The following is a 21,114-nucleotide window of genomic DNA, read 5'->3' as shown; positions in this document are numbered from 1 at the left end:
TCAATCCCGTTACTCAGCATAAAAGTCTTAAATTCTGGGTAGAGCATAAAATGACTGACAGGCGAGGGGCGGGCACATCCTGCGGGCAGCAAATGCCAACAAACAAGATTTTGTGGCAGGCGCTAGCGGTTCTTTTCCTTTTTGTTGCTGCAAGCTTAATGACTTTTCCGCATGCAGCACAGGCGCAAAACTATACGATCAATTCGTTTGATGTTGAGGGCAATCGCCGGATTGAAACCGGTACGATCATCGCCCGAACGGGAATCGAACCTGGCCAGACTGTAACTGCGGGCCAGCTCAATGATGCCTATCAGCGTTTGCTTGACAGTGGTGTATTTGAAACAGTCGAGCTGACGCCGCGGGGGTCTACGCTGGTCATCACGGTTCAGGAATATCCGACGATCAATCAGATCAGCATCGAAGGTAACGCCCGCGTCAAGGACGACGTGTTGCTGGACGTCATCGAATCGCAGCCGCGCCGCGTCTTTACCCCGCAGGTGGCCGAGTCTGACGCTGATATGATTGCCGAAGTGTATTCAGCCCAAGGCCGTGTTGCCGCGACCGTGATCCCTCGGATTATCCGCCGCAGCGACAACCGGGTTGATCTGGTTTTCGAAGTGGCCGAAGGCACGACCATCGAAGTGGAACGTGTCAGCTTTGTCGGCAACCGTGCCTTTTCGGACCGTCGTTTGCGCCGCGTTCTGGAAACCAAGCAGGCAACTTTCCTGCGGACGTTCTTCAGGAACGACACCTTCATCGGCGATCGTATCGAGTTCGACAAGCAGGTCATCCGGGATTTCTACCTGTCACGAGGCTATGTCGACTTCCGCGTGAACAGCGCCAATGTCGAGTTTACCAGCGAACGGGATGCGTTTTTCCTGGTGATGAATGTAACCGAGGGCCAGAAATTCTCATTTGGTAAGATCACGACCGTCAGTGAGATTCCGGGCGTGGATCCGGCCCCTTATCAGGACGCGCTGAAGATCAAGCCCGGCGTGACATATACGCCGACGCTGGTTGAAAATTCGATTACGCGACAGGAACGGCTGGGCCTGAAGCAAGGTGTGGATTTCCTTCGCGTGGAACCACGTGTTACACGCAATGACCGCGATCTGACTTTGGATATCGAATTTGTTCTGACAAAAGGTCCTCGGATCTTTGTCGAGCGGATTGATATTGAAGGTAACACAACCACCTTGGACCGGGTGATCCGCCGTCAGTTCGATACCGTCGAAGGTGACCCGTTCAATCCCCGCGAAATCCGTCAGGCCGCCGAGCGCATCAATGCCCTGGGCTTTTTCGCCGTCGCGGAAGTCGAGCCGCGCGAGGGATCGTCGCCCAGCCAGGTCATTCTGGATGTAGACGTTGAAGAACAACCTACCGGCTCGCTGAGCCTCGGAGGCAGCTACTCGGTTACGGACGGCTTCGGGATTGCCGTTGCCCTGAACGAATCCAACTTCCTGGGTCGTGGCCAGAACCTTGGTGTGTCGATCTCGACCGCGCAGGACTCGGAACAATATACGCTCAGCTTTACTGAGCCTTACCTTCTGGGTCGCAAGCTGCGCTTTGACCTTGGTCTGGGGCTGTCTGCCACCAATTCCGGGTTTGCAAGTTACGACACAAGCAGTCTTTTCTTTGCACCGCAGCTGACCTATGCGATCGGTGAATTGTCGGCTCTGCGGCTCCGCTATGGCTGGGACCGCAGCGAGATGACGCAGCAGGACAACGAAGTTAACGGCGCGGTGATTGCTTCTGAAATTGCGCAGGGCAAACGGACGTCCAGTTCTTTGGGACTGTCCTACATTTATGACAGCCGTATCGGCGGTCTGGACCCCAATACCGGCGTTCTGTTCGAGGTTGGCGTTGATGCCGCTGGACTTGGCGGGGACAACAAGTACTTCAAGACCACGGCGCGTGGTATCGCGCAAACCCGGGTATGGAACGAAGAAGTGGTGCTTCGGGCCACGATGGAGCTGGGCGCGCTGCACTGGCGCGGAAACGATTTCAGCCGTACTGTTGACCGGTTTGTGCTGGGGCCCAATACCTTTCGGGGTTTCGAACCTGCGGGTATCGGACCGCGTGACCTGTCCAACGGTCAGGATGACGCGATCGGGGGCAACTACTACTGGGTTGCCCGTTTCGAAACCGATTTCCCGCTGGGTCTGCCCGAGGAGCTGGGTCTGCGTGGCGGCCTGTTCTATGATGTCGGCAACCTCTACAACATCGACAACGTCAATACGGCAGGTGCAACCATTGTCGGTGCTAACGGATCGATCCGCCACGTGATCGGCATTTCGGTGCTGTGGGAAACTCCGTTCGGGCCGTTGCAGTTCAACTTCTCGCAGCCTCTCAAGAAAGAATCTTTCGACAAGGAGCAGAACTTTGACTTTACGATCCAGGCCCGGTTCTGATCCGCGATGCTGAACAGATTGCTTGGCAGAACACGGGGCCCGCTTTGGGCCCTGTGTGCATTTATGGCGATGGTCCTGGCGTCTTTGGCAAATGCTCAGCAGCTTGGTGTGCCTCAAGCCAGTGTGGTCACCCTGTCCAGTGAAGAGCTGTTTGCCAAGTCCGCTTTCGGACAGCGCGTTTTGCGTGAAATTGAAAAGGAAAGCGCCTTACTGTCCGAAGAAAACCAACGGATTGTCGCGGAACTGAGCCGCGAAGAAAAGGAACTTACCGAGCAGCGCGCCACCATGTCGGCCGACGAGTTCCGCCCCCTGGCCGAGGCGTTTGATCTCAAGGTTCAGTCCCATCGCGAGGGGCAAAGGGCAAAGCTGGACGTACTGGCCCGTCGCAGCGAAGAAGCCCAGCAGACCTTTTCCGAGATTGTGCGCCCGGTGCTTGTCGATCTGTTGCGCGAAATTGGGGCCAGCGTGATGATCGAGCGATCTAATGTCGTCGTCAGCACGTCCGACATCACCGAAGCCGCAATCATCCGAATAAACGCCGCGATTGGTGATGGAAGCGATTTGCAACAGGGTCAGGGCGAATAGGTTCGCTTGCCCTTGCAGTGCTGTATTGCTAACCACGCAAAAAAAGAAACATCCAAAACGGGATATCTGCATCATGAGCACAGAAACCAAAAGCGCAGACATTCAGCTGATCCAGAGGATCCTGCCGCACCGCTATCCGTTTTTGCTGGTCGATAAGGTGGTAGATATCTCGGGCTATCAGTCGGCGCGCGGAATCAAGAATGTCACCATGAACGAACCGCATTTTCAGGGGCATTTCCCCGGTACGCCGATCATGCCGGGTGTCACCATTGTCGAGGCAATGGCGCAGACCGCCGGTGTGATGCTGGGTGTGGGAATGGACGTCATCGACACCGAGCTGTTGATTTACTTCATGAGCATCGACAAGTGCAAATTCCGCCGCAAGGTGGTGCCCGGTGATGTGCTGGAAATGCATGTGGAAACAGTGCGTGGGAAAAAAGGCGGAAAGCTGTTCAAATTCAGCGGCCGTGCAACTGTCGAAGGCGAAGTTGCCGCCGAGGCGGAATTCTCGGCTTATGTCGACTGGGATATGGAAAAGACAACATGAACGGAGTCCATCCCAGCGCAATTATTGAAGACGGTGCGCAGATTGGACAGGATTGTATCATCGGTCCCTTCTGCCACGTGGGCCCACAGGTGAAACTGGGCGATCGGGTCGAGTTGAAATCGCATGTGGTCGTGACGGGCGACACCTCGATCGGCGACGATACAGTTGTGTTCAATTTCTCGGTGATTGGTGAGATCCCTCAGGATCTGAAATTCAGTGGCGAAAACACCCGGCTTGAGATTGGCAAACGCAACCGCATTCGCGAGCATGTGACAATCAATACCGGGACCGAAGGTGGCGGAGGGGTCACGCGGATCGGTGACGACTGCCTGTTGATGGCGGGTGTTCACGTGGCCCATGACGTTCAGATCGGCAACCGTGTGATCATGGTGAACCATGCCGGCGCGGCGGGGCATTGCATCGTCGAAGACGACGTGATCGTCGGTGGCATTTCAGGGCTGCATCAATGGGTGCGCGTTGGACGCGGGGCCATTATTGGCGCGCTGACCATGGTGCCGAAAGATGTTATTCCTTACGGCCTGGTACAGGCGTCGCGGGGTGAGCTGGATGGCCTGAACCTCGTCGGTCTCAAGCGCAAGGGTGTATCGCGAGAAGATATCTCGGCGCTGCGCGCGGCATTCAAGGAATTGTCCGACGGCGAAGGCACCTTTATGGATCGCGCCAGCCGGATCGGTGAAGGCAACGAAAGCGACTATGTGCAGCAGATCGTGGATTTCGTCACCGGCCACAGTGACCGATCCTTCCTGACCCCGAGGAAATAGGGTCATGCTTGCGTTGATTGCGGGAACCGGTGCTCTGCCGACCGAAGTTGTTGCGCAGTTGCCAGAACGTCCTCTGATCTGCGCGATGGAGGGGTTTCTGCCTGACAGCCTGAGTGCAGATGTCGTGTTTCCTCTGGAACAATTGGGCAGTTTCATCGCTGACCTGAAGGCGCGGGGCGTGACCGATATCTGTCTGGCCGGCGCTGTTCGACGCCCGCCAATCGACCCTTCCCGCATCGACGCCGCGACGCTGCCGCTGGTTCCGATCATCCAAAAGGCCATCCTGTCCGGCGATGACGGAGCTTTGCGCGCCGTGATCGGAATTCTTGAGGGTGCCGGTCTCACCCTCAGGGCCGCGCATGAGATCGCGCCCGGTTTGTTACCGCCTGTGGGGTGTCTGACCGAAACCCAGCCCTCGGATGCCGACATGGCCGACGCTGACCGCGCCGCCGGGATTCTTCGGGCAATGGGGGCCGCGGATACCGGGCAGGCCTGTGCCGTGTCCAAAGGGCAGGCGCTGGCCATCGAGGGGGTGTACGGCACCGCGTGGATGCTGCAATCCCTGACCCAACGCCCCGACGCTGGCGGGGGCATTCTGTTCAAAGGCCCCAAACCCGATCAGGATCGGCGCGCCGATTTGCCCGCCATCGGGCCGGAAACTGTTACCGACACGGTTGCGGCAGGTTTGTCCGGGATCGTTTTGGAAAAAGGCGGTGTGCTCGTTCTGGAAAAGGAACGCGTCATCGCTGAATGCAACCGTCTGGGTCTGTTTCTCTATATCCGCGAGCGGGCAGTCTGATGCGTGTCTTTCTGGTCGCCGGTGAACCTTCGGGCGACCGGTTGGGCGGCGCGCTGATGGAGGGGTTGAAAACCCTGGTGCCCGAGATTGAATTCGACGGTGTGGGAGGCCAGCTGATGCAAGCGCAGGGCCTGCGCAGCCGGTTCCCGATGTCCGAGCTGTCTGTCATGGGGCTTGTCGAAGTGCTGCCGAAGTTTTTTCACCTGAAACGGCGGATATCCGAGACGGCACAGGCGGTGCTGGACACGAAACCGGATGTATTGATCACCATAGACAGCCCGGATTTCAGCTTGCGCGTCGCCAAAATCGTAAAAGCCAACAGCAAAATCCGAACCGTGCATTATGTTGCGCCCAGTGTCTGGGCTTGGCGCCCCGGGCGTGCAGACAAGATGGCAAAGGTCATCGACCATGTGCTGGCTCTTCTTCCTTTTGAACCTCCGTACATGGAGCGGGCAGGGATGGAATGCGACTTTGTCGGCCATCCTGTGGTTGGCGAACCGACTGCCACACCAGATGAGATCGCCGCCTTTCGCCACCGCTTTGATCTGGGTAATGCGCCGATCCTGCTGGCCTTGCCCGGGTCGCGGCGGGGTGAGATTGAACGTCTGGCAGAGTCTTTCGGCGGCGCGTTGCGGTTGTTTGTCGATGACCACCCGAATTACCGCGTGGTGATCCCGACCGTAGGTGCGACAACCGATCTGATAAACGACCTGGTGCCAGAATGGCCTGGCGCGCCCGTGGTGCTGGACCCGCGCCAGGTGGGGGCAGAGCAAGCCATGGCCGACAAACGAGCGGCTTTTGGCGCCGCAGATCTTGCGCTTGCTGCTTCGGGAACGGTTTCGCTGGAACTTGCGGCGCAGAATACGCCGATGGTCATTGCATACAAACTCAACTGGCTGACGCAGAAAATGGCGGAACGGATGGTCAAGCTGGACACCGTTACACTGGTCAATCTGGTTTCGGAAACACGCGCCGTGCCGGAATGCCTGCTGGATGACTGTCAGCCTCAAAAAATCGCCGAAGCCTTGCGAAAGGTCGCCGACGCACCCGATGCGCAACAGCATGCCATGAACCTAACCATGGACAGGTTGGGGCGTGGGGGCGAAGCACCCGGCTTGCGCGCGGCGCGGGCGGTTTTGAACAGAATGCAGCCAAGCAATGCTTGATCACGCGCTGTTTGCAGTCTCTGCGGGGATCGCGATGATCTCTACCAATCTGGACAATCTGGCTGTTTTGTTGGGCTTGATTCTGGTGATGGAACAGCGCCGTGCGATCGTGGGCTTTGCCGTCGCTCAGACGATCGTACTTTCCCTGGCCATGACCGTGGCCGTGGGCCTGAACCAGAGCGGCCTTCCGTTTTGGATCGGCTATCTTGGCCTTGTCCCACTGGTGTTTGGCTTGCGCGGAATCTGGCATCAGTTTCGTGAGGCGGACACCGAAGGTACTGTGTCAAAAGGGGCGGTGACTTCGGTGGTGACGCTTTTCCTGAGCCTCTCGATAGACAGTTTTGCGGTAATGACCCCTCTGCTTGCGGATTCGGCGCCGTCCTATCGGGTTGTTGCGTTGATCGGTGCCGCCAGCGCGGCCGCCTTGCTGGTTGTTGTTGCGGCATGGGGGGCACCCCACGCCAAAAGCCTTGGCCCACGCGTTGCCCGGCTAGATCGGATTGCGCCCTATATCATGGTCTGCGTCGGGCTTTATATTCTCTTCAATTCTCCAACCGATATGTTGTGACCCGGCGAAGAGAGCGCTTCGTCTCGCATATGTGACCTGCAAGGTCTGTTGCTGGGGCGCAGGTCCAAGGTATCGTGACCCAGAAAAGGAGCTTTCGACATGACCCGCATCCCCCCTTTGTCGGATCAGGAAATGACGGCCGACGCGCGCGCGTCCCACGCTGCATTGGGCGCCTATGGACCATTTGACAACTGGGCCCGCGTCGCAGCGTATTGCCCTCCGGTTCTGAACCACGTCACGGGAATGCTGACGACCCTGCGAGAGCAGGAGAACCTGCCGCGCCGTGCGTTGGAGCTGGCGATGGTGACGGTTTCAAAACTGAATGCCTGCGATTATTGCGTCTCGCATCACACACCGCTGCTGACCGTGGCGGGGCTGAGCCCCGAAGGGGCGGCGCGTCTGCCGGACGTCGAGGATCATCCGGAACTGGATGCCTGTGACAAAGCGGTCGTGCGCTATGCCGAAGCCGTGACGATCCGGTCGGGCCGTATGAGGGATGCCGAAGTGGCGGATCTGAGGGAATGGTTCACCGATGCCCAGATCGTCGAGCTGACCTGGCGCATCGCCTTGTGCAGTGCGTTCAATCGGTTCAACGATGCATTGCAGATTCAGATCGAACCCGAGGTCGAGCCGGTTTCAGCCTAATACCCACGCCAGATCCAGCCGCCGCCGAACACGCGGCTGCCTTCGTTTGCGTAAAATACGCAGGCCTGCCCGGGCGAGATGCCTTCCTCGGGGGTCAGCAGTTCGACCTCGGCCGTGGTGTCCGACAGCGGCCGAATGATTGCCTCGCGCGGCGGGCGGGTCGAGCGGACTTTGACGGAAAGATGCCATTCATCGCGTGACGAAAAGGGTTCATCGCCCAGCCAGTTGATCTCGCGCACCGGAACGACGCGCGTTGCCAGCATCTCTTTCGGGCCGACAACGACCTGCTTTTTGTCGACGTCCAGTTTGACGACGTAAAGCGGCTCGCTAAGGCCGCCGATGCCAAGACCGCGACGTTGCCCGATCGTATAGTGGATCACGCCGTTGTGCTGCGCCAGTACGCGGCCATCGGCGTGAACGATCTCGCCGGGTTCCGCGGCTCCGGGGCGCAGCTTTTCGATGACGCTGGCATAGTTGCCGTCGGGCACGAAGCAGATATCCTGACTGTCGGGCTTGTCCGCCACCGACAGCCCATACTGCGCCGCCATCTCACGGGTTGCGTCTTTTGACGGCAGGTGGCCCAGCGGGAAGCGCAGAAAATTCAGTTGCTCTGGCGTGGTCGAGAACAGGAAATAGGACTGATCGCGATTGGCGTCTTCGGCGCTGTGCAGTTCCGGTCCGTTGGCGCCCATCTTGCGCTGAATGTAATGGCCGGTGGCCATGCAGTCTGCCTCGAGATCCTTGGCGGTTTCCAGAAGGTCCTTGAATTTCACGCGCTCGTTGCAGCGGATGCAGGGAACCGGCGTCGCGCCTGCCAGATAGCTGTCGGCAAACTCGTCGATCACGGCATCCTTGAAGATGTTCTCGTAATCCAGAACGTAATGTGGAAATCCCCGCTCTTCCGCCACGCGTCGCGCATCATGGATATCGATTCCAGCGCAACAGGCACCTTTCTTGGCCAATGCCGCGCCGTGGTCATATAGCTGCAAAGTCACACCGACCACATCATAGCCCTGATCGGCCAGATAGGCCGCGACAACGGAACTGTCGACGCCCCCCGACATCGCCACAACGACCCGCGTTTCCGAGGGTGGTTTGGCAAAGCCAAGCGAGTTCAGCGGGGTCTCGGTATCGAGGGCCATTGCAGATTCCAGTCCGGGTTAAGAAAGACCGGCAGAATATAGGAAAATTCTACACACTCTCAAGGGGCGGTTTCACGCGACTTTAAGTAGGCTGAGGGCAGCTTTGGTGCAGCAAGAAGGGTAAAGCGATGTATTTGCACAAAGTTGAAGGGCCAAGGTCTGTTGCTCTGCCGGATGGATCCATTTTGACGCATGCGGATTTACCGCCCGCGAACACAAGGCGATGGGTGGCGTCACGCAAGATTCTTGTCGTGCGTGGCGTGCTTTACGGGCTGATCAGCCTGTCTGACGCAAAAAAGAAATACGGCCTGAGCGACGAAGAATTCAACGGTTGGGTTTCTTTGGTCGCGGAACACGGCGTCGAGGCGTTGAAGGCGACGGCGCTAAAAAAGTATCGACAACCTAAAGGAGAGCGTGAATAAATGATTCAACGGTAACGTCAGATTAACCATTCTTGGTCAGGTTTAATTTAAATTGGAATTATTGACCCGAATTGGAGCAGTGAAAAATGCGCATACTTCTTGTCGAGGATGATCCGACCACGTCCAAAAGCATCGAACTGATGCTGACGCATGCGAACCTGAACGTCTATGCGACGGATCTTGGCGAAGAAGGAATCGATCTGGCAAAACTCTATGATTACGACCTGATCTTGCTGGATTTGAACCTGCCGGACATGAACGGGCATGAGGTTCTGCGCCAGTTGCGGATCGCCAGGGTGGAAACACCGATTCTGATTTTGTCCGGTGCCGATGATACCGAAAGCAAGATCAAGGGATTCGGCTTTGGCGCCGATGATTATCTGACCAAGCCTTTCCATCGCGAAGAACTGGTGGCACGCATCCATGCCATCATCCGCCGTTCCAAAGGGCATTCGCAATCGATCATTCATACAGGGCGAATTGCGGTGAACCTTGATGCAAAAACCGTGGAAGTGGATGGCAAGACGGTTCATTTGACCGGCAAGGAATACCAGATGCTCGAGTTGCTCAGCCTGCGCAAGGGGACGACTCTGACCAAGGAAATGTTTCTGAACCACCTTTATGGCGGCATGGATGAACCTGAGCTGAAAATCATCGATGTGTTCATCTGCAAACTGCGCAAAAAGCTCAGCAATGCGACCGGTGGAGAGAACTATATCGAAACCGTCTGGGGCCGTGGCTATGTGCTGCGAGACCCGCAAAGCAACACGCTGGACGAAACACGGATGGCAGTCGGGCTTTGAATTGAACCACCCGTGCCGCCGGTGGTCCAGGGCGGCACTTTGCACTCACGGCTCAGCACGTCTGGACCTGGCCATGGCCTCGCCCTATCACTGAGGTCCAAGTACGCGTGACAGGGCGAGGCCATGAGCAACTTAATTTCCATATCCGAGCTGACGGAAGATGAGGCGCGTGCCGAGCTTGCACGTCTGGCCGAACTATTGTCGAAGGCAAACACGCTGTATCACACGGCTGATGCGCCTGACATGTCGGATGCCGACTATGACGCTCTCAAACGGCGCAATGCCGAGATAGAAGCGCGTTTCCCTCATCTCAAGCGTACCGACAGCCCGACGGATCAAGTGGGTGCAAAGCCTGCCGATGGTTTTTCGAAAGTCACGCACGCCGTGCGCATGATGTCGCTGGGCAACGCTTTCGATGATGACGACGTGGCCGATTTCGACAGGTCGATCCGGAAATACCTGGGCCTTGGGGCTGGTGAAAGTCTGGCCTACACCGCCGAACCCAAGATAGATGGCCTGTCGCTGTCATTGCGGTATGAAAACGGACAGCTTGTTCAGGCTGCCACGCGCGGAGATGGCGAAATCGGTGAAAACGTAACGGCCAATGCCCGCACGGTTTCCGATATCCCGCAGCACCTGAAAAACGCGCCAGAGGTTCTGGAAGTCAGGGGTGAGGTCTACATGTCTCACGCGGATTTCGAGGCGTTGAACGCGCGGCAGGCAGAGCGCGGCGGCAAACCCTTTGCCAATCCAAGAAACGCGGCGGCGGGGTCTTTGCGGCAACTGGATCCGGAAATCACGCGCTCGCGCCCGTTGCGTTTCTTTGCTTACGCCTGGGGAGAGGTTTCAGAGCCATTGTCCGACTCGCAGATAGGGGCGGTCGAGCGGTTGAAATCACTTGGATTTTCGACGAACCCCCTGACCCGCCTGTGCAAAACGACGCAAGAGATGCTGGAGCATTACCAGGATATCGAGGCGCAACGTTCCACCTTGGGCTATGACATCGACGGGGTTGTCTACAAGGTGAATGATCTATCGCTTCAGGCGCGTTTGGGGTTCCGCTCAACCACGCCGCGATGGGCGATCGCACACAAGTTCCCGGCCGAACTGGCCTGGACGAGGCTGGAGGCGATCGACATTCAGGTCGGTCGTACAGGCGCGCTTAGCCCGGTTGCACGGTTGCATCCGGTGACGGTGGGCGGTGTTGTTGTGTCCAACGCCACATTGCACAACGAAGACTATATCGCGGGACGCGATGCCAAGGGCGGCACGATCCGCGATGGCAAGGATATTCGTGTCGGTGACTGGGTTCAGGTATACCGCGCCGGGGATGTGATTCCGAAACTGTCAGATGTTGATCTGTCCAAGCGCCCGGCCGGTTCGCAGCCGTTTATCTTTCCGACGCGCTGTCCGGAATGTCAAAGCGAGGCGATCCGTGAAGAAGGTGATGCGGTCCGCCGCTGCACCGGTGGCTTGATTTGCCCCGCGCAGGCCGTTGAAAAACTGAAACATTTCGTCTCACGCAAGGCGTTTGACATAGAAGGCCTTGGTGCAAAACAGATCGAGATGTTCTATGATGATCCGATCCTTCCGATAAAGACTCCGGCAGATATCTTTACACTGGAGCAGCGTGACAGGACCAATCTGGCACGGCTGAAAAACCGGGATGGGTGGGGGGAAACCTCGGCCAGAAATCTGTTTGCCGCGATCGACGAAAAGCGGACCATTCCGTTTGCGCGCCTGTTGTTCGCTTTGGGCATTCGACATGTCGGCGAGGTCGGAGCGCGCGATCTGGCGCTGTTTTACCGCGATTGGGAGACCATGACGCAAGCCCTGGACACGGCCCGCCCTGCGGCTTTGGCGCAGCGGCAAGCAGATGAGGCCGAGGATGCCGAACGGGCGGCCGCGCTGGCAGAAGGTCGTCGGGCACGTGTCAAGGAAGTGCGGGATGCGGCCATAACCGCGGCGCGTGTTCCGCCCGATGCCAATGCCGCCTGGGCTGAATTGATCGGAATAGACGGGATCGGCGCAACGCTGGGTCTGTCCCTGTCCGATGCGTTTTCGAACGTGGAAGAGAGGCGCGCGTTCGATACGTTGCGCAAGGAACTGACAATCGTCGCACCTGATGCGCCTGCCTCAGACAGCCCGGTGGCTGGCAAGACGGTTGTGTTCACCGGTACTCTGGAAAAGATGACTCGAGCCGAGGCAAAGGCACGGGCCGAGGCGTTGGGTGCGAAGGTTTCTGGTTCCGTCAGCAAGAAAACCGACATTCTGGTCGCCGGGCCCGGTGCGGGTTCGAAAGCCAGGAAAGCCGCAGAGCTGGGTATCGAAACTCTGGATGAGGATGGCTGGTTGCAGCTGATCGAAGGCGCATGAGCGGGAGGCCGGAACAGCTGTTCCCGCTGTTTGCGGGGCTTGAAACACTCGATGGCGTCGGCCCCAAGACCGCTCAGGTCCTGCAACAGGCCGGCGTTGAGAGCCCACGCGACGTTCTGTTCGGCCTGCCTTACGCGGTCGTCGACCGACGTCGACGAGAGACGATTCAGGGTGTCGATCTGCCTGCGACGTTGACGGTCGAAGTAACGGTCGGCCCGCACAGGCCGCCTCGAAACAAGGGGGGCGCGTATCGGGTGCATGTCGAAGACAGCCAGGCCGATTTTCAGCTGGTTTTCTTTCACGCGCGCGGGGACTATCTGAAGAAAGTGCTGCCTCAGGGCGCACGCCGCGTGATCTCGGGCAAGCTGGAGCTGTTCGATGGTATGGCTCAGATGGTGCATCCGGATCATATGTTGCCGGTCGAGCAAGCCAGTGAAATTCCGGAATTCGAACCGGTATACCATCTGACACAGGGGCTGACTCAAAAGACGGCTTTCAAGGCTACCCGCAGCGCATTGGCGCGGGCGCCAGAGCTGGCGGAATGGATCGACCCGGCGCAGATGGCACAGCAAAACTGGCCGGATTGGATTTCGGCAATTCGTGCCGGCCACAATCCTCAGGGGGCTGATGATGTCTCACCATTTGCGCCCGCGCGTCAGCGTCTGGCCTATGACGAGCTGTTCGCGCATCAGATGACGCTTGCTCTGGCGCGTCAGCGAGAGCGGAAATCCCGTGGTGTCGTCAGCGTAGGGACAGGCGCGTTGCAATCCAGGGTGTTGGCCAGTCTTCCTTATCGTCCGACCAGCGCACAAAGCCGCGCAATCGAGGAAATCGCGGTCGATATGGCATCTGATTCCCGCATGAACCGATTGTTGCAGGGTGACGTGGGGGCCGGCAAGACATTGGTGGCCTTCATGGCCCTTCTGATTGCAGTCGAGGCCAAAGGGCAGGGCGTGATGATGGCCCCGACCGAGATACTCGCCCGCCAGCACCTGGAAGGGTTGCGCCCGTTGGCGGAAGAGGCCGGAGTGGTGCTGGAGCTGCTCACCGGGCGTGACAAGGGCGCAGAGCGGCGCGCCAAGCTTGAGGCTTTGAAAAATGGCAATATCCAAATTCTGGTCGGCACCCATGCCGTGTTTCAGAGTGATGTGGAATTCAAAGCGCTACGCTTGGCCATAGTTGATGAACAGCACCGGTTTGGCGTGCGCCAGAGGATGGAGTTGTCAGAAAAAGGGCAGGGCTCGGATGTATTGGTGATGACCGCCACCCCGATTCCACGCAGTCTGGCACTGGCGCAATATGGCGATATGGATGTGTCGGTGCTGGACGAAAAACCGCCGGGGCGCAAACCGATCAAGACAGCGATTGTCAGTACGCAGCGCATGGACGAGGTCGTGTCGCATCTGCGTCGGGCGATTGATGAGGGGCGGCAATGTTATTGGGTCTGCCCCTTGGTCGATGAATCAGAAGTTTCAGACCTGACGGCAGCTGAAGAACGGTTCAAACGATTGCGTGCCATATTGGGCGAAGGTGTGGTCGGGCTGGTTCACGGGCAAATGCCGCCATCGGAAAAAGACGCGGCAATGTCCGCATTCCAGAACGGGGACACCAAGGTTCTTGTGGCCACGACCGTCATTGAAGTGGGGGTCAATGTGCCCAATGCCACGATCATGGTCATCGAACGGGCCGAAATCTTTGGTCTGGCCCAACTGCATCAATTGCGCGGCCGCGTGGGCCGGGGTGATGCGGAATCGACGTGTTTGCTTCTGTATCAGCCGCCGCTCAGCGAAGGGGGGCGCAAAAGGCTGGAGGTTCTGCGTGAAACCGAAGACGGGTTCCGTATCTCGGAAACCGATCTTGAGATGCGCGGTGCCGGGGATCTGATCGGAACTGCGCAGTCCGGTCTGCCAAAGTTCCGCATTGCGGATCTGGAGCGTCAGGCCGGATTGATGGCCGTGGCCCAATCCGATGCCCGGGCATTGCTGAATGCGGATCCCAAGCTGACCTCGGAACGGGGGCGCGCGGCGCGCGTACTTTTGTGGCTGATGAAGCAGGATCAGGCGATCCGTTTGATTTCAGTGGGTTAGGCAAAAAGTTCCAGAAAGTTCACAAATGTTCTCAAAAAGTTCTTTACCGACTCGGGTAAATATGAGAACAAAAGGTCAACAAAGGATTAAAGCTCTGACCGGAGGTGACCCTATGCTGACCCAGATCAAGACCGTATTCAGCCGCTCGCAATCGACGATCCTGCAGGATGCCGTGGGCGTGATGTCCCTGGTCGTGATGCTGATGGTCGCCTTGCACCTGCCGGTTGGCTTCTGAACCTTTCTGCCTGCGATCTCGTGCCGAAAAAACCGCGCTGTCATCCCAATTTCAGTCAAGGGTGACCTGCCTGTCCCAAACCCCTTGAGGGGCCTTGCCTCGGCCCCGTGCGGTAATCCGGACCCCACGCGAGACACGCAATGCCTGCCGCCGCCCTTTCGCCCGGAAGGTGCGGCGGTTTTTTTACAACTGGCCGGTTTTGAAAATCTCAAGCAATGCGGACAGAACCGAATTGACCGCGACCGAGGCCAGGATCATCCCCATGATACGGCTGATGATCGCTGCTCCTGAATGGCCAATCAGGCGGATGATCGGTTCGGCCAGAAGCATGAGAACAAAGGCGACTACCAAAACCGACAGCATGACCAATGCGGTAATCCCCTGATCGGCTGCACTGTATCTATGGTTGTCCGTCAGGATCACCACTGCAAGCATCGCGCCGGGCGAGGCCAGAGATGGAACAGCAAGAGGAAATATCGCGGGATTCTGCTTGTGATACTTATCTTCCTGATCCTCTTCGGCCTGACGCTGTTCTATGTCTTGTTTGCTTTCACCAAAGATCATGGTCAGAGCGAACAGAAACAGGATGATGCCGCCTGCGACCTGAAATGAATTCAGTCCTATATCCAGCGCCTCGATCAGCAATTGCCCAAACACGAGAAAGAACAAAAGGACACCGGCGCTTATCAATGACGCCAACAGCGCTGTTTTGCGACGGGCGGCGGCCTCTAGCCCCGCAGTGACGGCAATAAAAACGGGAATAGTTCCAATCGGGTCAATCACGACCCAAAGAGTGACAAAATGCTCGAGTAGATTTTCCAAAACCCATCCCTCCTTAAATTTAAGCGGAAGGTAAACGGGTTTACATCAAATAGCTATGATCAGGCGCAATCTGCCTGCTCGGCCTGCGCCATGGCTTCGACGGCGGCATCCAGCACCAGCAGGATTGAAGCGTGGCGGTTCTTGTAGTCCCGCGCCGGCATCAAGACCTCAAGACCGTCAAACGGCGCATCCGGGGCGGGGCCATCCTTTTTTAACATGGCCGCAAGCTGATCGCGCGCTGCTTCGACCTGCGCGCGCGTGGCACCAATGATCGCGTCGCCAACCACCGAAGCAGAGGCCTGTCCCAGCGCGCAGGCTTTGACGTCCTGCCCGAAGGCGCTGACACGTCCATCCTGAACCTTCAGATCAACCGTCACGGTAGAGCCGCAAAGAGGCGAGCGTTTCTTGACCGTTGCATCCGGGTTTTCCAGCCGATCCAGATGCGGGATGTCCGCCGCCAACGCCAGAATGCGTCCGGAATACAGCTTGATCAGGTCGTTCTCGCCGCTCATGGCTTTCCCTCGTCGTGTGTTCCTCATACATAGTGGCCAGCCCAACGGATGCAAAAGGTTTTTGTCATGTCTCACCCCGTCGCGTTTGATCCATCGACTCTGAAATATAACGAGGCGGGACTGATTCCGGCAATTGCGCAGGATGAGGTGTCGGGCGAAGTTCTGATGATGGCATGGATGAACGCACAGGCCGTTGAAAAGACGCTGGAAACGGGCAAGGTGACCTATTGGTCGCGCTCGCGTCAGTCTTTCTGGATCAAGGGTGAAACCTCGGGCCATGTGCAGGAACTGGTGGATTTCCGCATCGACTGTGACCGCGATTGCCTGTTGGTTCTGGTGCGTCAAACCGGTGCTGCCTGTCACACCAACCGCCGGACGTGCTTTTATACTGCGGTGCGGGACGGGGCCGAGACCGAACTGATGGCCCCGATGCCGTAACCGAGACAGATCAAAGCCCCACCATTTGTCGGATGTCTGCCGGGCTGGCACCATCGGCCCGGAATTTCGCGATGGCACGCGCATCGTCACGTTTCGCCAGTCGTTTGCCGGCATTGTCGCGGATCAGATCGTGGTGGTAATACGCAGGCGTCGGCAAGTCCAACAGCACCTGAAGCAGCACATGGATGCGGGTGGCTTCGAACAGATCCTGACCTCGGGCCACATGGGTGATCCCCTGGGCCGCGTCGTCAAGAACGACGGACAAATGGTAGGACGTGCCCATGTCGCGGCGAGCCAGAACGATATCGCCGACACTGGTTTCCATCTCATCCGGGGTAAAAGAAATTGTTCCTGTTTCACCACCGGGGCCGGAGCCCAGTTCCAAGAATTGGAGTCTGGCCGGATCGTGGATTGTTTGACAGGCCTTGGCAATATCCAGTCGCAAAACTTTGTCCCTTGGGTGAGGGTTTTGACTTAAGTCTATGCCCTGGTTAATTTTTCGACACGTTCCGGGATAGATAATTCCGTCTGGACCAAGCAATGGCGCGCCTTCCTGGGGGGCGCTTGCGGCGGCGGAAATATCTTTGCGATTGCACAGGCAGGGATACAGAAGACCCTTCATCCACAACCGCTCCAACGCGCGATCATAGATACTCAGCCGGTCTGATTGACGCAGCACCGGTTCCGGCCATGTCAGCCCCAACCAATTGAGGTCATCATAGATCTGATCCTCCCAATGCGGACGCGAGCGGGACCGATCGATATCTTCGATGCGCAGCAAGAACCGACCGTGTTCGGATCTGGCCATGTCGCTGGCGATCATCGCAGAATACGCGTGCCCAAGGTGAAGCGGGCCAGTCGGGGATGGCGCGAAACGCGTTACGAAAGTCACGCTTTTTCTAATACATACACGTCAGAGTTAAGGTTGATGCCGGGTAAGTGCGGCCCGTGTTCACGAAATAGCAAACGTGCGGCACCCATGTCGACCCAATCCGTCAGTCGGCAGGTGAATTTGTGATCTTTCAGCGCATGGTCGTTCAGGGAAAACGCCAGCAACCCACCTTTGGGCAAGGCGTGCATCAACTGGTCGAATGTCTCGGGCGGGGCTGCGCCCTGACCGATGACACCGATGGCGGTGATCACCGAATACGCACCGCGCCTGAGCGGAGCCGGTTTGGTGATGTCAAACCCGGTCAGGGTTCTGTAAACACTCTTGGCCGCTGCCTCTTCCAGCATTTTGGGGGTGGGGTCGATACCATCGATGACCTCAAATCCCGCCGCCCGCAAGTCGAGACCGGAAAGCCCCGTTCCGCAGCCGAAGTCCAGAATCGGCGTTTGGGGGTGAGGGTGGAATTGCCACAAAGCCGCGGCCACCCGTCCCGGGGTTGCATATCCCTGTTCCGCGACCTCTTTTTCGTAGGTCGCCGCCCAGTTCTGATAATGCGTTTCAGTGTCTTCAGGCGTGTCGAGATTGTAGGTGTTGTCCAGGAACTTGTCGCTCATCCCGTCATGCTAGGCCGAGATCACGCCGCGCGTCCAGTCAGCATTGATCCAACCAGATTTGCCATTCAGCCTTGGCACGATCGGTATAGGCCTTGTACCGGTCCTTTCGGCCGCGCCGCCCGCCTTTCAGGCCGTCCACGGGGCGGAACAGGCCAAAGTTTACGTTCATCGGCTGAAACGTCTTGGCTTCGGCCCCGCCGGTAATGTGATGGATCAACGCACCCATTGCACTGTCTTTGGGCACTTCGGGCAAGTCACGCCCCTGTATTTCCGAGGCGGCCATGCGACCGGCAAGCAATCCCATTGCGGCACTTTCAACATAGCCTTCGACGCCCGTAATCTGCCCGGCAAAGCGGATGTTGGGCTTGGACTTCAAGCGCATCTGTGCATCGAGCAGGGTAGGAGAGTTGATGAATGTGTTGCGGTGGATGCCGCCCAGCCGGGCAAAGCTGGCGTTTTCCAGGCCGGGGATCATGCGGAACACGTCGGTCTGGGCGCCGTATTTCATCTTGGTCTGAAACCCCACGATGTTGAACAATGTGCCCAATGCGTTATCGCGCCGCAACTGAACCACGGCATGGGGTTTGACGTCAGGCGCATGGGGGTTTGTCAGCCCAACAGGCTTCATCGGACCATGGCGCAGTGTCTCACGCCCGCGTTCGGCCATGACTTCAATGGGAAGGCAGCCATCAAAATAGCCTGCGGTCTCACCTTCGTGAAACTCGGTTTTTTCCGCTGCCAGAAGGGCGTCGATGAAAGCCTCGTACTGATCACGGCCCATCGGGCAGTTCAGGTAAGCCGTGCGTTCTTCCTCGGTCTCGCCTTTGTCATATCGGGATTGCATCCACGCTTTGCTCATGTCGATGCTGTCGGCATAGACAATGGGCGCGATTGCATCGAAGAAGGCCAGCGCGTCCGATCCCGTTTCCGCCCGGATGGCTTCCCCCAATGCGGGTGAGGTCAACGGGCCGGTCGCAAATATCCAATGGCCGTCATCAGGCAGCGAGGTGACTTCCTGATCGGTGACGCTCACTCGTGGGTGGGCGCGGAGTTTTGCGGTGACCGTTTCGGCAAACGGGTCGCGATCCACGGCCAGCGCCCCCCCGGCAGGAAGCCTGTGTGCGTCGGCGGTTGTCATGATCAGCCCATTGGCTGCTCGCATTTCCCAGTGCAGCAGACCGACAGCATTCTGTTCATCATCATCCGATCGGAACGAGTTCGAACACACCATTTCCGCCAGGTTTCCTGTCTGATGTGCGAAGGTGCCAACGGTGGGACGCATTTCATGAATGATCACGTCAACGCCCATTTCAGCGGCTTGCCAGGCCGCTTCGGACCCGGCCATTCCACCGCCGACGATATGCAAAACTTGTGTCATGTGCAGCCACATAGGGCACCGCACACACAGGCGCAACTGCCGTATTGTATCTGACTGATTTGCTGGAGGGGTCTTGGGGTCGCCGCTGCGGGAATGTCAGCGCTGGTGAGAGAGACCAGCTGGAGGGACCTTCCGCCCACGGCGACCCAAAAGTGTCTTGAGGCCTTGGCCTCGACCCAGCTTTGCCACAGAGTTGCCCTTTTGAAAAGTGCAAAAATGAAGACAGTGGCAAAAAATGTTCAAAACAATTGCGTCATTGGGTCCAATTCGGGGGGCGCTTTTCAATAAAGGCGGAAATGCCTTCTTCTGTATCGCGGTACAACATATTCTGCGCCATTGCGTCTCCGGTATAGGCATAAGCCTGATCCAAAGGCATTTGCAGCTGTTGATAGAACGCTTCCTTGCCGATCTTCACGGCCATGCCAAGCTTGGATGCGACCAGTTCCGCAAGCCCGTTGGCTTCTTGTTCCAGCAGCGCTTCAGGAACGATGCGATTTACCAGCCCCAATTCGGCGGCGCGCTCTGCTGAAATGAATTCGCCGGTGGTCAGCATTTCAAATGCCTGCTTTCTGGGGATGTTGCGGCTGAGAGCAACCATCGGCGTGGAACAGAACAGGCCGATATTGACCCCGTTGACACCAAACCGTGTTCCTTCTGCGGCCACCGCCATATCGCAGGTTGCAACCAGTTGACATCCGGCGGCGGTCGCAATGCCATGGACTTGCGCGATAACGGGTTGCGGCAGGGACTGGATCGACATCATCATCCGGGCGCAACGGGAAAAGAGATCTTGAAAATAGGCTTTGCCACCATCTTCGGATTGGCGTCCGGCCGTCATCTGCTTCAGGTCGTGCCCGGCGCAAAACGCCTTTCCTGCCCCCGACAGGACCACGGCCCGGATCGAGCTGTCGTCGCGCAGTGAATCAAGTTCGGCTTGCAGTGCAGCCAGCATCTCATCACTTAATGCGTTCAGCCGGTCCGGGGCGTTCAGTGTCAGCCGTGCCACCGCGCCCGTGTCGTAACGTTCCAGAATTGCCATCTTGCCCTCCATTCCCAAGTTGGGCCAACTCTAGGTCGGCAAGAGCAGGAGGGGAAGTATGGCTTTGGCAATGAACCGGGACGAACTGTCACAATACCTCAAACGGGTGTTCCCGCAGGTGCACAAGGATTTCGTCGTTGAAGATTTGACCGAAGATACGATCACCATGCGCCTAGTGGTTCAGGATCAACATCTGCGCCCCGGGGGCACGGTTTCCGGCCCGTCGATGTTCGGGCTTGCCGATGTCAGTGTCTATGCGATGGTTTTGGCACGGAAAGGGCGCCAGTCACTGGCTGTTACCACCAACAGTTCTTTTGATTTCCTGCGCAAGCCGGAAGGCGGCGCCGATATGATTGCGGCCTGTCGTTTGTTGAAGCTGGGAAAAACACTGGCCGTTGGGGATGTGCTTTTATACTCGGAAGGCAGTGATCTTCCGGTTGCACGGGCAACGATGACCTATTCCCTGCCGCCAGCAGGGTCCGCTGCCGCGAATTTCGGATAAAAAAGGCCGGGGACAGGCCCCGGCCCAGGAAGAGGTCCCAATAATTGGGACTGGGGATCAGTCAGGGCTGCCAGAAAAAGCGCTTTGTTTCCCAGCCAGCCTGATGGCGGGTCAGCCCGACGTCCTGAAGCAGACGGTCATCCAGATAGCTCAGATTGACGCGACTGCGGCGACGGCGTTCCCATTGAGTGACCGCCGCCGCAAACCGCACGGCCAGAGCCGCGAGCAGAGGCAGCCGTGGGCTGTCGTTCAGCAGCAGAAGGGCTGGGGTGTGCATTGTGCGTGTCATCTCGGAATTCCTTTCAAATTGTATTGACACAAAACAGTATTGCTTGGTACATAAGTTTGATAC

General features: G+C 57.8%; 23 protein-coding genes. 15 read left to right on the top strand and 8 right to left on the bottom strand.

What is annotated here, in order from left to right; translation table 11 throughout:
- Positions 1-158 precede the first annotated feature (158 nt).
- From bamA to I9184_RS05430, 8 genes are all read left to right on the top strand, one after another.
- Positions 159-2,411, top strand: a complete 2,253-nt coding sequence (gene bamA / locus I9184_RS05465) for an outer membrane protein assembly factor BamA (RefSeq protein ID WP_245217977.1) — start codon at positions 159-161, stop codon at positions 2,409-2,411.
- Positions 2,412-2,474: 63 nt separating this feature from the next.
- A complete protein-coding gene (locus I9184_RS05460; RefSeq protein ID WP_171632589.1) occupies positions 2,475-2,996 on the top strand; it encodes an OmpH family outer membrane protein in 522 nt (173 codons plus the stop codon).
- A gap of 73 nt (positions 2,997-3,069) precedes the next feature.
- Complete coding sequence (fabZ, locus tag I9184_RS05455; RefSeq protein WP_152457928.1) at positions 3,070-3,543, top strand: 3-hydroxyacyl-ACP dehydratase FabZ; 474 nt, start codon at positions 3,070-3,072, stop codon at positions 3,541-3,543.
- Positions 3,540-4,325 (top strand): acyl-ACP--UDP-N-acetylglucosamine O-acyltransferase, encoded by a 786-nt coding sequence (gene lpxA, locus I9184_RS05450; protein ID WP_171168239.1) that lies wholly within the window; start codon positions 3,540-3,542, stop codon positions 4,323-4,325. The genes fabZ and lpxA overlap by 4 nt, the downstream gene beginning before the upstream one ends.
- A 4-nt stretch (positions 4,326-4,329) precedes the next feature.
- Positions 4,330-5,124: a UDP-2,3-diacylglucosamine diphosphatase LpxI gene (gene lpxI, locus I9184_RS05445; protein WP_209833189.1), complete on the top strand. Its 795-nt coding sequence runs from the start codon at positions 4,330-4,332 to the stop codon at positions 5,122-5,124.
- A complete protein-coding gene (gene lpxB / locus I9184_RS05440) occupies positions 5,124-6,290 on the top strand; it encodes a lipid-A-disaccharide synthase (protein ID WP_209833187.1) in 1,167 nt (388 codons plus the stop codon). The genes lpxI and lpxB overlap by 1 nt, the downstream gene beginning before the upstream one ends.
- Positions 6,283-6,858 (top strand): hypothetical protein, encoded by a 576-nt coding sequence (locus I9184_RS05435; protein ID WP_209833185.1) that lies wholly within the window; start codon positions 6,283-6,285, stop codon positions 6,856-6,858. The genes lpxB and I9184_RS05435 overlap by 8 nt, the downstream gene beginning before the upstream one ends.
- 99 nt (positions 6,859-6,957) lie before the next feature.
- A complete protein-coding gene (locus I9184_RS05430; protein WP_171639524.1) occupies positions 6,958-7,503 on the top strand; it encodes a carboxymuconolactone decarboxylase family protein in 546 nt (181 codons plus the stop codon).
- Here I9184_RS05430 and mnmA read toward each other — a convergent pair.
- Positions 7,500-8,645, bottom strand: coding sequence for a tRNA 2-thiouridine(34) synthase MnmA (mnmA, locus tag I9184_RS05425; RefSeq protein ID WP_152457934.1), 1,146 nt, complete (start codon positions 8,643-8,645; stop codon positions 7,500-7,502). The genes I9184_RS05430 and mnmA overlap by 4 nt on opposite strands.
- A 128-nt stretch (positions 8,646-8,773) precedes the next feature.
- On the opposite strand from mnmA, the gene I9184_RS05420 reads away from it, so the two are divergent.
- The 5 genes from I9184_RS05420 to I9184_RS21045 all read left to right on the top strand — a co-directional run bounded on the left by I9184_RS05420 (position 8,774) and on the right by I9184_RS21045 (position 14,568).
- Positions 8,774-9,067, top strand: a complete 294-nt coding sequence (locus I9184_RS05420) for a DUF1153 domain-containing protein (protein WP_170344350.1) — start codon at positions 8,774-8,776, stop codon at positions 9,065-9,067.
- 86 nt (positions 9,068-9,153) lie between these two features.
- Positions 9,154-9,870, top strand: coding sequence for a response regulator transcription factor CtrA (locus I9184_RS05415; protein ID WP_152457936.1), 717 nt, complete (start codon positions 9,154-9,156; stop codon positions 9,868-9,870).
- A gap of 123 nt (positions 9,871-9,993) precedes the next feature.
- Complete coding sequence (gene ligA, locus I9184_RS05410; RefSeq protein WP_171723309.1) at positions 9,994-12,246, top strand: NAD-dependent DNA ligase LigA; 2,253 nt, start codon at positions 9,994-9,996, stop codon at positions 12,244-12,246.
- On the top strand, positions 12,243-14,333 hold the full coding sequence (gene recG, locus I9184_RS05405) for an ATP-dependent DNA helicase RecG (protein ID WP_209833183.1): 2,091 nt from the start codon (positions 12,243-12,245) through the stop codon (positions 14,331-14,333). Before ligA ends, recG begins: the two co-directional genes overlap by 4 nt.
- A gap of 112 nt (positions 14,334-14,445) precedes the next feature.
- Positions 14,446-14,568 carry a hypothetical protein gene (locus tag I9184_RS21045; RefSeq protein WP_280922462.1) on the top strand — a complete coding sequence of 41 codons (123 nt, stop codon included), beginning with the start codon at positions 14,446-14,448 and terminating at the stop codon, positions 14,566-14,568.
- 183 nt (positions 14,569-14,751) lie between these two features.
- Here the strand turns inward: I9184_RS21045 and I9184_RS05400 are convergent, their stop codons facing one another.
- Complete coding sequence (locus I9184_RS05400; RefSeq protein WP_171632566.1) at positions 14,752-15,390, bottom strand: MarC family protein; 639 nt, start codon at positions 15,388-15,390, stop codon at positions 14,752-14,754.
- A gap of 59 nt (positions 15,391-15,449) precedes the next feature.
- The gene (locus tag I9184_RS05395) at positions 15,450-15,902 is read right to left on the bottom strand and encodes an iron-sulfur cluster assembly scaffold protein (RefSeq protein WP_171723307.1); all 453 of its coding nucleotides are present in this window, start codon (positions 15,900-15,902) and stop codon (positions 15,450-15,452) included.
- Between the two features lie 48 nt (positions 15,903-15,950).
- Between I9184_RS05395 and hisI the strand changes: the two genes are divergently transcribed.
- Positions 15,951-16,340 (top strand): phosphoribosyl-AMP cyclohydrolase, encoded by a 390-nt coding sequence (gene hisI / locus I9184_RS05390; RefSeq protein WP_209833181.1) that lies wholly within the window; start codon positions 15,951-15,953, stop codon positions 16,338-16,340.
- 10 nt (positions 16,341-16,350) lie between these two features.
- Here hisI and gluQRS read toward each other — a convergent pair whose 3' ends face one another.
- The 4 genes from gluQRS to I9184_RS05370 form a co-directional block, all read right to left on the bottom strand.
- The gene (gene gluQRS / locus I9184_RS05385; RefSeq protein ID WP_209833179.1) at positions 16,351-17,232 is read right to left on the bottom strand and encodes a tRNA glutamyl-Q(34) synthetase GluQRS; all 882 of its coding nucleotides are present in this window, start codon (positions 17,230-17,232) and stop codon (positions 16,351-16,353) included.
- Complete coding sequence (locus tag I9184_RS05380) at positions 17,229-17,843, bottom strand: methyltransferase domain-containing protein (RefSeq protein ID WP_209833177.1); 615 nt, start codon at positions 17,841-17,843, stop codon at positions 17,229-17,231. The genes gluQRS and I9184_RS05380 overlap by 4 nt, the downstream gene beginning before the upstream one ends.
- A 37-nt stretch (positions 17,844-17,880) precedes the next feature.
- Positions 17,881-19,221, bottom strand: coding sequence for a methylenetetrahydrofolate--tRNA-(uracil(54)-C(5))-methyltransferase (FADH(2)-oxidizing) TrmFO (trmFO, locus tag I9184_RS05375; protein WP_209833175.1), 1,341 nt, complete (start codon positions 19,219-19,221; stop codon positions 17,881-17,883).
- Positions 19,222-19,474: 253 nt separating this feature from the next.
- Positions 19,475-20,260: an enoyl-CoA hydratase gene (locus I9184_RS05370; protein WP_209833173.1), complete on the bottom strand. Its 786-nt coding sequence runs from the start codon at positions 20,258-20,260 to the stop codon at positions 19,475-19,477.
- Positions 20,261-20,318: 58 nt separating this feature from the next.
- Here I9184_RS05370 and I9184_RS05365 point away from each other — a divergent pair, with 58 nt between their 5' ends.
- A complete protein-coding gene (locus I9184_RS05365; RefSeq protein ID WP_171723302.1) occupies positions 20,319-20,762 on the top strand; it encodes a PaaI family thioesterase in 444 nt (147 codons plus the stop codon).
- Between the two features lie 61 nt (positions 20,763-20,823).
- On the opposite strand, the gene I9184_RS05360 is transcribed toward I9184_RS05365, so the two are convergent.
- Entirely contained in the window at positions 20,824-21,051 is a 228-nt protein-coding gene (locus I9184_RS05360; RefSeq protein ID WP_171632546.1) for a DUF1127 domain-containing protein, read from the bottom strand.
- Between the last annotated feature and the right edge of the window lie 63 nt (positions 21,052-21,114).

Source organism: Ruegeria sp. HKCCE3926, from assembly GCF_017872515.1.
Classification (GTDB): domain Bacteria; phylum Pseudomonadota; class Alphaproteobacteria; order Rhodobacterales; family Rhodobacteraceae; genus Ruegeria.
This window is presented reverse-complemented; position numbering and strand designations above follow the sequence as displayed.

Coding starts and splice junctions, on each gene's coding strand:
- I9184_RS05395 (WP_171723307.1), bottom strand. CDS start 15,902: ATGAGCGGCGAGAACGACCTGATCAAGCTGTATTCCGGACGCATTCTG.
- hisI (WP_209833181.1), top strand. CDS start 15,951: ATGCAAAAGGTTTTTGTCATGTCTCACCCCGTCGCGTTTGATCCATCG.
- I9184_RS05435 (WP_209833185.1), top strand. CDS start 6,283: ATGCTTGATCACGCGCTGTTTGCAGTCTCTGCGGGGATCGCGATGATC.
- I9184_RS05415 (WP_152457936.1), top strand. CDS start 9,154: ATGCGCATACTTCTTGTCGAGGATGATCCGACCACGTCCAAAAGCATC.
- I9184_RS05365 (WP_171723302.1), top strand. CDS start 20,319: ATGGCTTTGGCAATGAACCGGGACGAACTGTCACAATACCTCAAACGG.
- lpxA (WP_171168239.1), top strand. CDS start 3,540: ATGAACGGAGTCCATCCCAGCGCAATTATTGAAGACGGTGCGCAGATT.
- lpxI (WP_209833189.1), top strand. CDS start 4,330: ATGCTTGCGTTGATTGCGGGAACCGGTGCTCTGCCGACCGAAGTTGTT.
- I9184_RS05380 (WP_209833177.1), bottom strand. CDS start 17,843: ATGAGCGACAAGTTCCTGGACAACACCTACAATCTCGACACGCCTGAA.
- fabZ (WP_152457928.1), top strand. CDS start 3,070: ATGAGCACAGAAACCAAAAGCGCAGACATTCAGCTGATCCAGAGGATC.
- lpxB (WP_209833187.1), top strand. CDS start 5,124: ATGCGTGTCTTTCTGGTCGCCGGTGAACCTTCGGGCGACCGGTTGGGC.
- I9184_RS05420 (WP_170344350.1), top strand. CDS start 8,774: ATGTATTTGCACAAAGTTGAAGGGCCAAGGTCTGTTGCTCTGCCGGAT.
- I9184_RS05460 (WP_171632589.1), top strand. CDS start 2,475: ATGGCGATGGTCCTGGCGTCTTTGGCAAATGCTCAGCAGCTTGGTGTG.
- recG (WP_209833183.1), top strand. CDS start 12,243: ATGAGCGGGAGGCCGGAACAGCTGTTCCCGCTGTTTGCGGGGCTTGAA.
- ligA (WP_171723309.1), top strand. CDS start 9,994: ATGAGCAACTTAATTTCCATATCCGAGCTGACGGAAGATGAGGCGCGT.
- I9184_RS05370 (WP_209833173.1), bottom strand. CDS start 20,260: ATGGCAATTCTGGAACGTTACGACACGGGCGCGGTGGCACGGCTGACA.
- bamA (WP_245217977.1), top strand. CDS start 159: ATGACTTTTCCGCATGCAGCACAGGCGCAAAACTATACGATCAATTCG.
- I9184_RS21045 (WP_280922462.1), top strand. CDS start 14,446: ATGCTGACCCAGATCAAGACCGTATTCAGCCGCTCGCAATCGACGATC.
- I9184_RS05430 (WP_171639524.1), top strand. CDS start 6,958: ATGACCCGCATCCCCCCTTTGTCGGATCAGGAAATGACGGCCGACGCG.
- mnmA (WP_152457934.1), bottom strand. CDS start 8,645: ATGGCCCTCGATACCGAGACCCCGCTGAACTCGCTTGGCTTTGCCAAA.
- I9184_RS05360 (WP_171632546.1), bottom strand. CDS start 21,051: ATGACACGCACAATGCACACCCCAGCCCTTCTGCTGCTGAACGACAGC.
- trmFO (WP_209833175.1), bottom strand. CDS start 19,221: ATGACACAAGTTTTGCATATCGTCGGCGGTGGAATGGCCGGGTCCGAA.